The sequence below is a fragment of the Citrobacter sp. CFNIH10 genome (genome assembly GCF_002934585.1).
GTDB classification, from domain to species: Bacteria; Pseudomonadota; Gammaproteobacteria; order Enterobacterales; family Enterobacteriaceae; genus Citrobacter_A; species Citrobacter_A amalonaticus.
The window spans coordinates 3,212,418-3,226,788 of the sequence record NZ_CP026216.1; the positions used below are offsets into that span (position 1 = coordinate 3,212,418).

The following is a 14,371-nucleotide window of genomic DNA, read 5'->3' on the forward strand; positions in this document are numbered from 1 at the left end:
GCACGTCTTACAGCACGGCAACAATGGCTTCGCACAGCGGCGCCATGTTATCAGGCGTCATTCCGGCAACGTTGACGCGACCAGAAGCCACCGCATAAACGCCAAACTCTTCACGCAGACGCAGAACCTGCTCTTTGGTCAGGCCGCTGAATGAGAACATGCCGTTTTGTTTGATGATGAAGCTGAAATCGCGTTCAGCCCCTTTCTCTTGCAGGGTGTTCACAAACAGCAGACGCATACGCTGAATGCGCTGGCGCATGTCGGTCAGTTCCTGTTCCCAGATTGCGCGCAGCGCATCGTTGCTGAGAATTGTGGCAACCACTGATGCGCCGTGGGCTGGCGGGTTAGAGTAGTTCGCACGAATGGCGGATTTCATCTGGCTGAAGGCGCGGTCAACGGTTTCCGCATCTGCCGCAACCAACGTACAGGCACCCACACGTTCGTTGTACAGGCCAAAGTTCTTGGAGTAGGAGCTCGCGACAATCAGCTCTTTGTGCAGCGCGGAGAACGCGCGCAGTCCTTCCGCATCTTCTTCCAGACCACGGGCGAAGCCCTGATACGCGAAGTCAAACAGCGGCAACCAGCCTTTCTCGACGGAAAGCTGTGCCAGGGTTTGCCACTGCTCAAGCGTAGGATCAATACCGGTTGGGTTATGGCAGCAACCGTGGAATAGCACCACATCGCCCGCCTGTGCTTCGCTCAGGCTGTTTCGCAGCGCATCGAAGTCGAGTGAATGGTTTTCTGCGTCGTAATAAGCGTACTCGCGTACTTCCAGCCCGGCGGAGTTAAACACGCTCTTATGGTTCGGCCAGCTTGGGTTGCTCACCCAGACGCGTTTTACTGCCGTATTTTTTGCCAGGAAGTCGGCAGCAACGCGTAGCGCGCCGGTGCCGCCCGGCGTTTGCGCCGTGCGTGCGCGTTTGTCATTGATAAGATGACTACCTTTGCCGAACAGCAGCTCCTGCGTGCAACGGCCAAATTCCGGAATACCGTCAATGCCGAGGTAGTTTTTTGTTGTTTCATTTTCGAGTAAGTATTGCTCGGCTTTTTTAACGCTGGTCAGCACTGGCGTTTTGCCAGTTTCATCTTTATAGACACCGATCCCAAGGTTAATTTTCGAAGGACGGTCATCAGCACGAAACAGATCGGCCAGACCCAGAATGGGGTCGGCAGGGGCGGCAGTAATGTTCTCAAACATGACGAGGTTCCATTGTGGTTACAGAAGGGAAATCCGTTATCAGGTTAACGGTAGATTTACAAAATGCCAACCGTTAGTGATGAAAAGCCTGAAGGTTTTTTGAAGTCGCAAGATTTTGCTGACAGGCATAAAAAAACAGGACCGAAGTCCTGTTTTTTAGGCATTTAGCAAAGGGGTCTGCTATTAGAACTGGTATACGATACCCAGAGCAACGGTGTCGTCAGAGTTCACGCCCAGTTTGTTGTCAGAATCAATCTGGTTGATCTGGTAGTCAACATAGGTGGACATGTTTTTGTTGAAGTAGTAGGTGGCACCCACTTCAATGTAGTTCACCAGATCTTCGCTACCGACACCTTCTACGTCTTTCGCTTTAGATTTGTTGTAGGAGATGGACGGACGCAGGCCGAAATCGAACTGGTACTGAGCGACCACGAAGAAGTCCTGAGTTTTGTTGGCGAAACCACCGCTGATCGGAGTAGCGTTACGGGTTTCACCGTAGTTGGTCGCCAGGTAGATGTTGTTCGCGTCATATTTCAGACCGGTCGCCCACTGCTCAGCTTTTTCGCCACTGCCACGCAGTGCCGGATCTTGCTGTGCATTAGTACGGTCAGCTGCACCGTAAGCACCTACAACAGCGAAGCCTTCGAACTCATAGCTGATGGAGCCGCCAACGCCGTCACCATTAGAACGACGAACATCGCTGAAGTTGGTGCTGGTCGGATCGGTAGCGTCAACTTCGTAGCTGCTTGCGCGCTCGTTTTTGCCCAGGTACTGAACACCGAAGTTCAGGCCATCAACCAGACCGAAGAAGTTAGCGTTACGGTAAGTTGCTACACCACCAACACGGCCAACGAAGAAGTTATCGCTGTATGCAGTATCACCGCCGAATTCTGGCAGCATATCGGTGTAACCCAGTGCATCGTAAACGATACCGTAGTTACGACCATAGTCGAAGGAGCCCGCATCACCGAATTTCAGACCGGCGAACGCCAGACGGGTTTTGTTGTTGTTCTGTGCGTCAGAACCGCCTTCAGAGTTGTTACCGGCGAAGTTATATTCCCACTGGCCGTAACCGGTCAGTTGGTCATTGATCTGAGTTTCCCCTTTGAAACCAAGACGAGCATAAGTCTGGTCGCCGTCGTTGCCTTTGTTATCAGAAAAATAGTGCAGACCTACCGCTTACCGTACAGGTCCAGTTTGTTGCCGTCTTTGTTGTAGATTTCTGCAGCGTTAGCTGCACCGGCTACCAGCAGGGCAGGGATAACCACTGCCAGAATATTGCGCTTCATCATTATTTATTACCCTCATGGTTTTTTTATGACACCTGCCACTGCCGTCAATAAATTACGTCAATAAAAATTTACGGAACTATTGATGAGAGTTTGGTGTCTTTATGTGTCTGACAGGCATCTTTCCATTCAAACTAACGTTTCGCTACCGTGAAAGTGCTACAAAGATAAAGAATTAGTTTCAGAAAGAAAAAATGTGTAACTAATTATTTCATTTTTGGAACTTTGTGAACGATATCAAATTTCGAAACGATTTCAGCGCCAGAACACACCACTTATATCTATTTATATGATTTTCTTATCTTTAATTTGAATAAAAGAAAAACAATGTACAGAAAATAGACATTTCCAGTTTTGCTTATGGCATTATCTGGACGTCTGGAATGCTGTTGGATTGTTTAAAAAACGTGCTAATGGATGAGTAAATACTAATCCGCAAGAATACTACGGTTTATTTTTTGTTCAGAAATATTACAACGTAATATCAGGTAACAGGAGTGGGGGATATCGGGGTTGATCTTAGAATTGCTTACTTATTACTCGCAAAAACTGACATTTCAGGCAATAAAAAAGCCAGCAACGCTGGCCTTTTTGTGAACGATCTTAGAACGTCGCATTACGCGGTGTACGCGGGAAGGCAATCACGTCACGAACGTTCTGTACGCCGGTGACGTAGGCGATCAGGCGCTCAAAGCCGAGACCGAAGCCGGAGTGCGGCACGGTACCGTAGCGGCGCAGATCGCGATACCACCAGTAATCTTCTTTATTGAGACCCATTTCAAGCATGCGCGCATCCAGCACATCCAGACGCTCTTCACGCTGAGAACCACCGATGATTTCACCGATACCCGGCGCCAGAACGTCCATCGCGGCAACGGTTTTTCCATCTTCGTTCAGGCGCATATAGAACGCTTTAATATCTTTCGGATAGTTTTTCACTACCACTGGTGCCTTAAAGTGTTCTTCTGCCAGATAACGTTCGTGCTCGGAGGAGAGATCGACACCCCAGTAAACCGGGTTCTCAAACTTTCTGCCTTTCTTAATGCACTCTTCCAGAATAACGATTGCATCGGTGTAATCTACCTGGGCGAAATCCGCTTCAATGAAACGTTCCAGACGGCTAATCGCCTCTTTATCTACGCGCTCGGCAAAGAACTTCATGTCGTCAGCACGCTCGGTCAGTACGGCTTTGAAGGCATATTTCAGCATGCCTTCCGCCAGGCCGGCGATATCGCTCAGGTTGGCGAACGCCACTTCCGGCTCCAGCATCCAGAACTCCGCCAGGTGACGGCTGGTGTTGGAATTTTCCGCACGGAAAGTCGGGCCGAAAGTATAGATTTTCGACAGCGCACAGGCGTAAGTTTCACCGTTCAACTGGCCGGATACGGTCAGGAAGGACTCTTTACCAAAGAAGTCTTTGTCGAAATCCACTTTGCCCTGATCGTCACGCGGCAGGTTTTCCAGATCCAGCGTCGACACGCGGAACATCTCACCAGCACCTTCGGTATCGGATGCGGTGATCAGCGGAGTGGAAACCCAGAAGAAGCCCTGCTCATCAAAGAAACGGTGCAGCGCCTGGGCCAGCGTGTGGCGAACACGTGCAACGGCACCAATCATGTTGGTACGCGGACGCAGGTGCGCAACTTCACGCAGGTACTCGATGCTGTGACGTTTCGCCGCCATCGGGTAGGTGTCTGGATCTTCAACCCAACCGCTAACTTCAACCTCAGAGGCCTGGATCTCAAAACTCTGTCCTTGTCCCGGAGAGGCCACAACCTTGCCGGTGACGATAACGGAGCAGCCGGTGGTCAGACGCAGCACTTCTTCATTGTAATTGGGCAGAGAATTATTAATGACGGCCTGTACAGGATCAAAGCAGGAACCGTCATAAACGGCGAGGAAGGAGATGCCAGCTTTTGAATCTCGGCGGGTACGTACCCATCCGCGCACGGTGACTTCGCTGTCAACGGCTACGCGGCCCTGGAGTACGTCGGCTACAGGCACAACGCTCATAATATTCTCTCTGTTAATAGTCCGATATATAAACACATGTTCCCCGGAATGGGGATTTCCTATGTTACCTGGCATCTGCAATCAGACAAGTAGAATTAACAGGAAAAGAAAAGAATTCAGAAATAAATGCTAAAAGGGAGCCGAAGCGGCTCCCTGGCAGGATTAACTGGCTTTTTTGATATGCGGTAAATCAAACGCTTTGCGCAATGCGCGAACAAAAGCTTTGTCGTGGCAAATGGTTTTGCCCGGACTATCAGACAGTTTGGCAACCGGTTTACCGTTGCACTCCACCAGTTTGATCACGATGTTAAGCGGCTTAACCTGCGGAATATCGCACGTCAGACGCGTGCCAATACCAAAACTCAACTGCACGCGGGATGAGAAATGCCGGTAAAGATCGACGGCTTTATTCAGATCCAGATTGTCGGAAAAGACCAGCGTTTTGCTGTGCGGGTCTATACCTAACTTTTCATAGTGAGCGATAGCTTTTTCACCCCATTCAACCGGATCGCCAGAGTCATGGCGCAGTCCCTGGTAACGGGTGGCAAATTCGCTGCCAAAATCGCGTAAGAACGCATCCATTGTGATGCAGTCGGTCAGCGCAATACCTAGCTGATCCGGATATTCATTCAGCCATGCGGCGAGAGCGGCGCGTTGACTGGTTGCCAGTTCAGGGCTTATCTGTTGATGCGCCTGGAACCACTCGTGCGCCTGTGTGCCCATCGGGGTTAGCGACAAACGACGCGCCAGATCGTAGTTACTGGTGCCAACAAACCACGACTCCTGCTGTAAACGCTTAACGATAGCCTGTTGCACTTCACGGGAAAAACGGCGACGAGTGCCGAAATCCATCAGGTGGAAGCGGGACATATCGAGACTTGACGTTAAAGCAGAGAAATCGACTAGTTTCGTCTCCAGCGTATCGAGGGCCTGCGCGACACCCACTTCTGGTGAGCGATACCGATGGACCAGCTCACTGATCACCGCCAGCAGTGGGACTTCCCACATGATGACTTCACGCCATGGGCCAGTTAAGCGGATATTCAGCTTCCCGTTGTCGTTGCTGATGGATACCTGTTGCGGGTTATAGCGAAAATCGCGCAGCCAGTTGAGGTAATCCGCTTTGAAGAAGGGCAGGCCGGAGAGCCACTGGTACTCTTCATCCTGCAGGCGCAGATGCTGCATAGCATTAACCTGCTCGCGAATGGTGTCGGCATAAATACCCAGCAGGTCGTCGCCTCGGCAACGAAATTCAGCCGCTACTTGCACATCATAGTAGTGGTGAAATACGGCTTGCTGCATATGCAACTTATAAGCATCTGTATCCAGCAACGAGTGCAGAACAGGAGAAGCGAATTGTGTCATAGGTGCGCAGTAGCATCCTCTCACGGGAGCGTTTAGTACAATAAACAACTAAGAAAACCGCTGGAGTATACCTTGTTTAGCGATTTATTGAACTCTGATCACACCATAAGCTGACGTTAGGGTCGAGTGCATTTCGTGCCTCGTGTTATAAAAATGTAGCAACATGTCTGCTAACCACTTGAATTTAAGGTTTTCTACTGCGCCACTTTCATGCTTTGGGGCAGTGATGGGGCAATGTGTGAAAGCGCCTGGTTGAGCAGAGTAACCTGTTCGGCGCTCTTCTCTGACATCCACTTTCCATACACCTTGTAAACCATCTGTGCATCTGTATGCCCCATTTGAGTTGCTATAAAGTTTGGGTTCGCACCTGCTGACAATGACCAGCACGCATAAGTATGTCGTGACTGGTATGCGTTGCGGTAACGAATACCAGCGCGCTTGATTATCGGCGCCCAAATTTTATTTATCGAATTAACCGCGTAGTGATATCCTCTTCTGGGCCCACGTTTGACGCATTGAGGGCTGAAAACGAAAGTGCATGGATGTATGACTGACTGGCCATATTCCCGCAACTTCACTTCAACCTCGTACTGCCGGCCAAGGCGCGTCAGTTGGGCTTGATTCCTCAGGGCATCAATAGCTGGTTGAATGAGATAAATCACCCTGTCAGTGCCTGCCTCGGTTTTTGGCAGGGTGAACTCATACGTTTGAGTGAGGTTGCGCTTAACCGTAATGGTGCCCGCAGTTAGATCGATATCTTCCCATGCCAGACCGCATAACTCCCCATGCCTCATTCCGGTATAGACGGCAAGCGACCAGAGATTCCTCATCTGCTGGTGGCCGCATGACTGAATGAACCTGATGAACTCTTCAGATGTGAGTGGATCTGGTTCGTCCTTTGCCTTCCTGAGTCGGTTAATTCCGCTAAACGGGTTTTCCTTTGCGTAACCATTATCAGCTCCAAACTGGAAGATCTCGGCCATCAGCATCATGTAATTATTCACCGTGGACGACTTTCGACCTTTCACCTGTGTCCGGTGATCCTTCTTCATTACATGAAAACCCGTCAGCAACTCCTTCCTCACATACAGTAAATCCTCAGTGGTCACCGCAGAAACCATTTTGTTTTCGCCGATACGTGGAAGCATGTTTTTTATGATGGATTCATACCTACTCATGGTGTTTGAGCTGATCTCCATTCTCTTCAGTTCAGACCATCTTTCGGTAAGCTCCAGCACAGTAATTTCCTTTCTATCCTGACCAAACCTGGCAAGGTTCGGTGAGTTTGGGAATTTTTCCGCATAGTTAAAATTCCCCATCCTTATTGCAAAACAAACCGAGGAACGAAGCTCACCGGCTATCTTGCGGTTTTTGACAGTATCAGGGACACCGAGGTTTTCCCTGACACGTTTACCTTTATACAGAAACCAGATGCGGAGTGAACCGCCGTGGTTTTCGACGCCTGTCGGGTATGATGTATTAGCCATTAAGCCCTCCTGACGTCCAGGAGCATCAACGAGTGTACTGCTTTTCATGCTCTTTGCGCACCTGGTTGATTTTTTTTCTGCGCCTCGATCCAGAGATCGACTGCTTTCCTGTTGTACATGCACTCACTTGATGGCTTCGGATTTCCATCTGGTGAGACATGAACGTACTCCCTGCCAAGTAGCCATGACTCCTTACGAGCGCGGGTGATGGTACCGGGCTTAAGCCCGGTTACAGATATCAAAACTTTTTCAGTTACCCAGTCGTTAGGTACCAGCATAATCACATTTGACATACCCACCTCACACTACATTCAGGCCACGGCAGTGGCACCAGACTTCAAACATTCGTTTAACCACTTCCCGGCAGTAGAACCCCTCCTGATCCCTCGAGAGGTCGTAGCGGTTTCCGTACCGCTGGCGCACCCAGGTTTCAAATGCCTTATTCAATTGATCCCTCCAATTTTTCATCAACCCGACGAACGCAACGCTCAAACGACGACGGCGTAACAATCTTTTTCAACTCAGCAACCAGGTAATCGTTGTGTCGCTGGTGGAGTTGCATGTTGTTTTCTTTTTCAATCTGGCGGAGAACAGCAAGACGGGCTGTGATGATGCGACGCTTCGCTTTTACAACCCGTAAGGCATTCTCTGCCTTTTTGCGCCACGCACTCCATTCACTACTACTGTTTGAGTTGGACAACTGGTCTTCAATGCTCAGTTGTGTTTCTTCAGCGATTACCAGTTGCTGGAGGCAGTCATTTACAGAGTTCAGATTGTCTGTATTGATAAATGATTTTTGCATCACTTCACCTCCACACCGATCCCTGCGATAACACAGGCTCGTTCTATAGCTTCCTTTACCCAGCGCTTATAGCTTTCCGGATGGAATACCTCGCTTTTCCCGGTACCGCTCCAGAACGCCTTTGACGTGATATCTGGCAGGGTGATGGTCAACGGTTTACCAGAAGTGACATCGCAAACCACTCTCTCCCAGTGGTCGCCAGTCTGCGATTCAAGACGCTGAATTAACTCCCCAATACTTAAAGGGGCGATCAACTGCTGGCGTAAGCGCTGAATCTCCGCCGCCATGTAGTAACCGGTTTTGCTCCAGGTATCTACATCATCACCGGCCATATCCGGTTCCATCGTCGCCATCAGAACGGCGTCGTGATAGTCCTGGCTGCCATTGGTGATCGCGACAGCGTAGGTATCACTGTTTTCGCGCTTATAGATAAGCACGACAGGGTTCTGAATTTTGCTCATCGTGTCGCCTCTCGCTGGATTGTCTTGTAGGCTCGCAACATGTCGAGAGATTTACCGGACAAAACCGACTTCATGAAAAGCACGCCGCTACGGGTTGCAATGATGCCTGGCGTGCAGAACAGAGTGGCATCAACCACGCGGTTATGCTTCCGGAACTCAAACACGGTACTGGTGATCACGATGTTCGCTGCGGCGCCGTAGTCCTGATATTGGATCTTCATACAGCACTCTCATCATTCGCGTTTACTGGTGCCTTACGCAGAACGAATCCGCCAAACTCCGTATGCTGCCAGCGCTTGCGCTTACCGCCCGGGGGAGTGGATTCTTCCAGCAGAACCTGGAAGGCGTGCATGAATGATTCACGATGCACGCACAGACCGCGAACGCCTGGTAATTGCCTGGATGGCAGGTTTGCGAACCGAACGAGGCGACGGCAGGAAGGATCGGACAGACCGGTTTCCCACGAAATCTTATGCACCGGAACGAACTCAGCATCGGTATTCACGAATTCAGTCGAACTGATGCGTTGCTGTGGCACTGCGGGAGATACGGTCGCAGCAGCAACCAGGCTGGTACCGCTGACTTCCATTACCGCTTTCATCGTCGCTGATGCGGTTGCTTCGGCAACCACTCGGGCCAACGAAAGAATATCGTTATTCATGCAGCTCCCCTGCTGGTGTGATTTAGTTACTGGCATTTCTTTGCTGTATGTGCCCGTAGTCATGATGGCAGGGAGTACATCCTCACAAACCCAGTCCTGCACACGTTCAGCGGATGGGAGCTGGCTACGCAGGATCAGTCGGAACAAATCAGCCTGACCGGCAAGTTGAGTGCCACGTGGTTTTTCACCAAATCCCAATTCTAACGATTCGTTATAATTAAGTTTAATCAGATACTTACAATGGTCTTTCAGTGCTTTTGCTGGGTTCGTATACCCAAGCGACTTAGCCAATTCAACTGCGTCAAATGCTGGTTTTCCTTCGTAGAGGACCCCACTCATCGAAAAATCGAGCTCTTCTGAACTAAATGTCATCAGCTGGTTATTCATCATCAGTTCCCTCAGTGCATAACTGGCATTTCTGGCATGCCGCTGGTTTTAATCATTCCGATGTAGTCATCGTGAAGCATCTCAAGCCCCTCTCGTCCAAAGGGTGACATCCTGAATCCGTCTTCTGGATCTGCTATTACCATGTTCTGGTACATGCGAAGGGCCATCATTGAACCCTTCTCCACTCCGTATTTCTCAATCGCGATACTTTCTACGTGGTTGGCAAGAGAAAAGCGCAGTGGGCCAGGATAGATACTCAGATCGCCTTTCTTACCAGAATAAATAACTGCGGTGTCGACACCTCCAGACTCATTAGGGATATCAATAGTGCCGTTCCTATCCCTCTCCTCGTTGATGAACACCGTTGCCACAAGCCAGCGCCACAGGATGAGTTCCTTTCTGACGCCCAAAGCTACCCAGCCAGAAGCAAAGGCATCCATAATGCAGGCTAACCAACGCAACCCTTCCGATGGCCGGGAGTCAAAGCGCGGACCATCGAACTGTTTAACCGCGCCAGACCAGCCAATTACACGGTTCCCGATTTTGATGCCGTTTGGCGTAGCTTCTGGAATGTCGTATTTACTGCTCATCGAACACCCTCCGGCTTGCTGGACTGAAGTTCTTCGCGCTCTTTCACGTAGCGGTCATGCATGGCGTCCCATTTCTCGCACCACTTCTGCATATCGCGCTTACGAGCCAGGATGCGGCGCAGACGACGAACGCAGCGGTTATGTGCAAAAAGATATTGCTGTGTGTGTTGGCCCATACGATTCACGAGGACACCATTGCTGAAAGCAGGCTCATCTGGTTCGTTGGTATTCAATCCAGCCCGCCAAAATGTTTTGGTTACCATGTAGTGAGCAAGGTTGTTGAGCGCTGCCCTTCTGCTGAGGAAACGGCGCGAATACCCGTGCCTTGAAACGACATAAACGGGCTGCAACTCTTTGGCAAAAGCGCTGTCAATTGAGGTAGTGTTGATGCGTTTATCGTTCATTTCCGATCCTTAACTTTGTTGTATCGTTCATGCGTCATTACTTCCCAGTTCCGGCCATCGTCTTTCGATAACAGCCTCCAGCGCGGATTAACCTTCAGGCTGAGATACCCGGTCCTTCGCATACGTCGCGCATAGATTCGCTTTCGCCGGTATCGCAGCAGGACCTGCATTGCCTGCAGGTGTACGCGTTCAGGTATTCGAATTGCTGTCAGTGCCACCAGTAACCTCTTCAATGCGTAGCTCCATTTCGCGAGCCATTTCGATAAAAGTGTCCAGAGCGCAAATGTGTTCGTCTTCAAAAAGTCGGCGATCGCATGTGACACGACCGTTTTCGATATAAAGAACAATGCGCCCGGTGAAGTCCGGAAGAACATGCAGATCCACGTTGATGACTGGGGGGGGGGGGGATCTGAATCCCGTGCATAATTGTTTGTTGTGAGGTCATCAGTTAATTCCTCCACATACGTATTTCTCTTTCGCGTGTTTAATTAATTCCGCAAAAATCTCGTCAACAATCATCTTCCCGGTTTCGGTCAGATATTCGGCGTGTCCATTGATATCGACACTTTTTATATATGTCTGGCGAATAAAGGTTTCCGCCTCTGCTGCAAATTCAGTCCGCGCCTGTTTTTCGAAGCGCTGCAAAAGTTTTGACATTGATTCTTCGTTAATCTCGATAACCTGAATATTTCCATCAGGCATATTAACGGACAGGCAATAACCGCCAGTCTTGCGCTTCATTCGGCTTAATGCTGCAATAGCAATGCGACGGCGATAAATTTCAATGGTGTTATTTTTCACGTCGTTTTTCCTCTGCCTTCACCCAGATATCGATATCTGATGAGATGTTCAAAGCAAGACCAAGCAACTGCTCAGTCTGGAGAGGGTTCATTTCCTTAAAACAAAGATGCATCAGGTCCAATAGTTCATTAAGATTTATGGATGAATTAGCTACATCTTCAATGCTGTCATCTGTTGATGGGTCCCACATATTTACCTCCCATATGCTTTGCGCAGAAAGAGGTTGGCAATATGCAGATAGCTACCACCGTAAGAGGCAATTAACCGCGCAGTCTTGTGTGCTGCTTTATCCTTAACGAATAACATAAATATCACCTCGCTGAAATTTGGTTGCACGTATCCCCACCAGGGATGGTGTGATTTAAACTACTTATTAATTAATTTAATTTTGTTTCGATGCTTTTCAGTAAGTCATGTACTTTAATCGTATTATCGAAAATAAGTGATGCCATCAGGCAATCGGCGTCATCACTGTCTTTTCCTGAAAAATATGATTCGTTATATACGTGAGCCAGTTCCCTGAGTTTTGCAGCGCTGACTGTGGCATAAAAAATATCATCGGCAATATCATCGCTATTCCCGATGGGGGGGGGCTGAACTGCCTTTTCGCCTTTTGCTAACTCTTCGATATATGTGTAAGCTGTTTCACGGGTCTTATCGAAAGAGCGAATGAGGCAGGCTAAGCCGCAATCAGTTTCCTCATTCATTTCTTCGGTGTTTTTATAAATCATTTCCAGAAGAGTACTGCCTTCGGAAATCTGAGCGGCAATGTCATTAAGCATTTCTAATGGAGTTTTCATTTGAGTTTCTCCGATTCGTTCTTGCGGGCCTCATCTGCATAATTGCAAACAAACGCAAAGAGAACGTCGCTGATTTCACGATACCCATCATCGTCAACAGCAGATAGCAAGCTAGCAGTTTCAGTGATTAAGGATATATTCTTGAAAGCATCGCATGGGCGGATGGACAACCCCTTAAATGTTTTTATCGGTTCAACCATTTTCTATCACCTCTACGTTAACTTGATAGTTGAATGATAGAGGGTGCTATTGGTTATTGCAATAGGTAATTCTATTTGTGATGCTATTATTTTTTATGTTATTGATATGAAAATAAAAAAACAGCTATTAGTCCCTTGTGAATTGCAATGTGCGCACAATGCTGTGAAAGTACTGGGATTAATCCTGACAACCAAAGAGAGGGTAATGATGCGATTATAAGTTGTCTGGATTCCACGCCCAGAACTATTGTTCATATCATTCAAAACAATAACTATGGGATGCCGGAGAGACTGCGAGGGAGGTAAATAAAACCCGGAACGGTGGCCGGGTTGGAAACTATTCACTGGAAGATTCATTGCCCTTCCGCTGGATTACCCATGCTTTCTGTACGTCTGTGGCATGCTGCCGATCACCTTTCCAAATATGAATATTTTGTTCATCTCTTCTTTCTCGATCGGGTCCCATGGGCGATAGGTATGGTTGTCAGAGATAACCAATAGCTTATCTTTCATCTTTTGCAAACGCTTAACATGCGACGTATCGTCGTATATGAACGCGTAAATGCCGTCACCGTCAAAGTGCTGAACGCTTATATCGACGAAAAGTAGATCTCCAGGCTCAATTGTTCCAGACATGCTATCTCCACGAACGTTGATGATGCGTATCTGTTCCTGTTTTCGGCCATTAAACATTTGGCGCGCATCTTCAACCGAGTATTCCACGGAGCGTAACACCTCCACGAATTCGCTGTTAATTATTCCAGGCCCTGCACTAACCGTGAGGTCAAGTACGTCAACTCTGAAGATGTTTGGGTCTGTTTTGTTGGTAATTACGGAGGTCGGTTGTTGGGCATCGGCTCTCATCGGCCCAGTTCCGTTTGACAACCACTCCGAGCGAACACCCAAAGCATTCGCTATTTCAACTATTTTTGTTGTTCCTCTGGCATTGCCTGATGTTATGCGCCATATGGTTGGTTGCGCCATATCAGCTGCTTTGGCTAATTGCCCTTGGCTCATACCCATCTCACTCATTGCGTAGTTAAGTCTGTCAGCTAGTGTCTTAAGTTTACTCTCTTGCATTTTTATAGCCTCCGCTATCACATTTTAGCCTCGCATGATAAACAAGTCTATTGCTCATTCAAATAGCAATTGCTATTATTTGTCGATAGCAATCAAATGAAATGGGTAAAAAAATGAAATCAGCAATCGAGAGAGCTATTGATGCTGCTGGCGGGGTTAATGCTTTAGCCCGCGCAATCGGTATCAAACAACCATCTGTTTCTCGCTGGAGGAAGGTTGGTGTTGTTGGGGTGGATCATGTCCCTGATGTTGCAGCTTTGACTGGGATTCCCGCTCATGAGTTGAGACCCGATAAGCCAAAGCTTTTCCCGCCCCCGGGTAATGGGGTGTGACATGTCACAACAACATTCAGACCTCAAATCATTGATGGCGGCGTTGTGCGACTTGGATCGTCAGCATCCAGGCTCAGTTGTGATCGATGAAGCCACAGATTCCGTGGCGCTCATTGGCTGGCGGCTAGAGCAGTTTAATGATCCCGAGAGCGATAAGAACGCCACCAACAACATCAAACGCGATTCCTGCAGGCTTCGCCGATCTCGGGTATCCGGAGATCTTACCGCTAGGACCGAAAACGCCGGGAATAATGATCTCCTTGTAGGGATGGTTAATCCACTCACCAATCCCCCACAAAGCACAGCCGAGAGAGATAAATCCGGTTGCGGCGGTTGGGTACGCACTGAGCAACCCGGTTCCGTTAACCAGGAACACAAAGAATCCACCAGCGATAAGCACTTTATACCAGTAGTTAAGCGCAAGTTTAGCGATCGGGTTTTCCATGTCCTGTCTCGTTTGATTTTCTGGAGGGGATAACAGTATGAATCCGGTAGATTTTA

General features: G+C 48.8%; 19 protein-coding genes and 2 pseudogenes. 1 reads left to right on the forward strand and 20 read right to left on the reverse strand.

Features of this window, described 5'->3' with window-relative positions; translation table 11 throughout:
• Window positions 1-7: 7 nt before the first annotated feature.
• The 19 genes and pseudogenes from aspC to C2U53_RS19120 all read right to left on the reverse strand — a co-directional run bounded on the left by aspC (window position 8) and on the right by C2U53_RS19120 (window position 13,538).
• On the reverse strand, window positions 8-1,198 hold the full coding sequence (gene aspC, locus C2U53_RS19035; RefSeq protein ID WP_043001178.1) for an aspartate transaminase: 1,191 nt from the start codon (window positions 1,196-1,198) through the stop codon (window positions 8-10).
• A 183-nt stretch (window positions 1,199-1,381) separates the two neighbouring features.
• Window positions 1,382-2,490 (reverse strand): annotated as a pseudogene (ompF, locus tag C2U53_RS19040) (porin OmpF).
• A 600-nt stretch (window positions 2,491-3,090) separates the two neighbouring features.
• Complete coding sequence (gene asnS, locus C2U53_RS19045; RefSeq protein WP_044256319.1) at window positions 3,091-4,500, reverse strand: asparagine--tRNA ligase; 1,410 nt, start codon at window positions 4,498-4,500, stop codon at window positions 3,091-3,093.
• 162 nt (window positions 4,501-4,662) lie between these two features.
• On the reverse strand, window positions 4,663-5,865 hold the full coding sequence (gene pncB / locus C2U53_RS19050; RefSeq protein ID WP_043001175.1) for a nicotinate phosphoribosyltransferase: 1,203 nt from the start codon (window positions 5,863-5,865) through the stop codon (window positions 4,663-4,665).
• 194 nt (window positions 5,866-6,059) lie between these two features.
• Window positions 6,060-7,352 (reverse strand): site-specific integrase, encoded by a 1,293-nt coding sequence (locus tag C2U53_RS19055; RefSeq protein ID WP_104446282.1) that lies wholly within the window; start codon window positions 7,350-7,352, stop codon window positions 6,060-6,062.
• A gap of 44 nt (window positions 7,353-7,396) precedes the next feature.
• A complete protein-coding gene (locus C2U53_RS19060) occupies window positions 7,397-7,645 on the reverse strand; it encodes an excisionase family protein (RefSeq protein WP_048998214.1) in 249 nt (82 codons plus the stop codon).
• Between the two features lie 146 nt (window positions 7,646-7,791).
• Window positions 7,792-8,154: a hypothetical protein gene (locus C2U53_RS19065; protein WP_023063003.1), complete on the reverse strand. Its 363-nt coding sequence runs from the start codon at window positions 8,152-8,154 to the stop codon at window positions 7,792-7,794.
• Window positions 8,154-8,330, reverse strand: a pseudogene (locus C2U53_RS30370) (ATPase); the annotation flags it as partial. The gene C2U53_RS19065 and the pseudogene C2U53_RS30370, both read right to left, overlap by 1 nt.
• Before the next feature lie 281 nt (window positions 8,331-8,611).
• Window positions 8,612-8,836 carry a hypothetical protein gene (locus C2U53_RS19075; protein ID WP_099433265.1) on the reverse strand — a complete coding sequence of 75 codons (225 nt, stop codon included), beginning with the start codon at window positions 8,834-8,836 and terminating at the stop codon, window positions 8,612-8,614.
• Entirely contained in the window at window positions 8,833-9,663 is an 831-nt protein-coding gene (locus C2U53_RS19080; protein WP_104446283.1) for a BRO family protein, read from the reverse strand. The genes C2U53_RS19075 and C2U53_RS19080 overlap by 4 nt, the downstream gene beginning before the upstream one ends.
• Window positions 9,664-9,674: 11 nt before the next feature.
• On the reverse strand, window positions 9,675-10,253 hold the full coding sequence (locus C2U53_RS19085; protein ID WP_104446284.1) for a hypothetical protein: 579 nt from the start codon (window positions 10,251-10,253) through the stop codon (window positions 9,675-9,677).
• Complete coding sequence (locus tag C2U53_RS19090) at window positions 10,250-10,657, reverse strand: hypothetical protein (protein WP_058588201.1); 408 nt, start codon at window positions 10,655-10,657, stop codon at window positions 10,250-10,252. Before C2U53_RS19090 ends, C2U53_RS19085 begins: the two co-directional genes overlap by 4 nt.
• Window positions 10,654-10,875 (reverse strand): hypothetical protein, encoded by a 222-nt coding sequence (locus C2U53_RS30375; RefSeq protein ID WP_227657190.1) that lies wholly within the window; start codon window positions 10,873-10,875, stop codon window positions 10,654-10,656. Before C2U53_RS30375 ends, C2U53_RS19090 begins: the two co-directional genes overlap by 4 nt.
• Window positions 10,847-11,047: a hypothetical protein gene (locus C2U53_RS19095; protein WP_099433262.1), complete on the reverse strand. Its 201-nt coding sequence runs from the start codon at window positions 11,045-11,047 to the stop codon at window positions 10,847-10,849. The genes C2U53_RS30375 and C2U53_RS19095 overlap by 29 nt, the downstream gene beginning before the upstream one ends.
• A 54-nt stretch (window positions 11,048-11,101) precedes the next feature.
• Window positions 11,102-11,458, reverse strand: coding sequence for a hypothetical protein (locus C2U53_RS19100; protein WP_046481462.1), 357 nt, complete (start codon window positions 11,456-11,458; stop codon window positions 11,102-11,104).
• A complete protein-coding gene (locus C2U53_RS19105) occupies window positions 11,448-11,648 on the reverse strand; it encodes a hypothetical protein (RefSeq protein WP_104446285.1) in 201 nt (66 codons plus the stop codon). Before C2U53_RS19105 ends, C2U53_RS19100 begins: the two co-directional genes overlap by 11 nt.
• A gap of 187 nt (window positions 11,649-11,835) precedes the next feature.
• Entirely contained in the window at window positions 11,836-12,258 is a 423-nt protein-coding gene (locus C2U53_RS19110) for a hypothetical protein (RefSeq protein ID WP_104446286.1), read from the reverse strand.
• Window positions 12,255-12,458, reverse strand: a complete 204-nt coding sequence (locus C2U53_RS19115) for a hypothetical protein (protein ID WP_046481459.1) — start codon at window positions 12,456-12,458, stop codon at window positions 12,255-12,257. Before C2U53_RS19115 ends, C2U53_RS19110 begins: the two co-directional genes overlap by 4 nt.
• Window positions 12,459-12,830: 372 nt before the next feature.
• Complete coding sequence (locus C2U53_RS19120; RefSeq protein ID WP_046481458.1) at window positions 12,831-13,538, reverse strand: helix-turn-helix transcriptional regulator; 708 nt, start codon at window positions 13,536-13,538, stop codon at window positions 12,831-12,833.
• 113 nt (window positions 13,539-13,651) lie between these two features.
• Here C2U53_RS19120 and C2U53_RS19125 point away from each other — a divergent pair, with 113 nt between their 5' ends.
• Window positions 13,652-13,870: a carph-isopro domain-containing protein gene (locus tag C2U53_RS19125; protein ID WP_046481457.1), complete on the forward strand. Its 219-nt coding sequence runs from the start codon at window positions 13,652-13,654 to the stop codon at window positions 13,868-13,870.
• Between the two features lie 124 nt (window positions 13,871-13,994).
• On the opposite strand, the gene C2U53_RS19130 is transcribed toward C2U53_RS19125, so the two are convergent.
• Entirely contained in the window at window positions 13,995-14,315 is a 321-nt protein-coding gene (locus tag C2U53_RS19130; RefSeq protein WP_104446287.1) for a hypothetical protein, read from the reverse strand.
• Window positions 14,316-14,371 lie beyond the last annotated feature (56 nt).

Coding starts and splice junctions, on each gene's coding strand:
- aspC (WP_043001178.1), bottom strand. CDS start 1,198: ATGTTTGAGAACATTACTGCCGCCCCTGCCGACCCCATTCTGGGTCTG.
- asnS (WP_044256319.1), bottom strand. CDS start 4,500: ATGAGCGTTGTGCCTGTAGCCGACGTACTCCAGGGCCGCGTAGCCGTT.
- pncB (WP_043001175.1), bottom strand. CDS start 5,865: ATGACACAATTCGCTTCTCCTGTTCTGCACTCGTTGCTGGATACAGAT.
- C2U53_RS19055 (WP_104446282.1), bottom strand. CDS start 7,352: ATGGCTAATACATCATACCCGACAGGCGTCGAAAACCACGGCGGTTCA.
- C2U53_RS19060 (WP_048998214.1), bottom strand. CDS start 7,645: ATGTCAAATGTGATTATGCTGGTACCTAACGACTGGGTAACTGAAAAA.
- C2U53_RS19065 (WP_023063003.1), bottom strand. CDS start 8,154: ATGCAAAAATCATTTATCAATACAGACAATCTGAACTCTGTAAATGAC.
- C2U53_RS19075 (WP_099433265.1), bottom strand. CDS start 8,836: ATGAAGATCCAATATCAGGACTACGGCGCCGCAGCGAACATCGTGATC.
- C2U53_RS19080 (WP_104446283.1), bottom strand. CDS start 9,663: ATGAATAACCAGCTGATGACATTTAGTTCAGAAGAGCTCGATTTTTCG.
- C2U53_RS19085 (WP_104446284.1), bottom strand. CDS start 10,253: ATGAGCAGTAAATACGACATTCCAGAAGCTACGCCAAACGGCATCAAA.
- C2U53_RS19090 (WP_058588201.1), bottom strand. CDS start 10,657: ATGAACGATAAACGCATCAACACTACCTCAATTGACAGCGCTTTTGCC.
- C2U53_RS19105 (WP_104446285.1), bottom strand. CDS start 11,648: ATGTGGGACCCATCAACAGATGACAGCATTGAAGATGTAGCTAATTCA.
- C2U53_RS19110 (WP_104446286.1), bottom strand. CDS start 12,258: ATGAAAACTCCATTAGAAATGCTTAATGACATTGCCGCTCAGATTTCC.
- C2U53_RS19115 (WP_046481459.1), bottom strand. CDS start 12,458: ATGGTTGAACCGATAAAAACATTTAAGGGGTTGTCCATCCGCCCATGC.
- C2U53_RS19120 (WP_046481458.1), bottom strand. CDS start 13,538: ATGCAAGAGAGTAAACTTAAGACACTAGCTGACAGACTTAACTACGCA.
- C2U53_RS19125 (WP_046481457.1), top strand. CDS start 13,652: ATGAAATCAGCAATCGAGAGAGCTATTGATGCTGCTGGCGGGGTTAAT.
- C2U53_RS19130 (WP_104446287.1), bottom strand. CDS start 14,315: ATGGAAAACCCGATCGCTAAACTTGCGCTTAACTACTGGTATAAAGTG.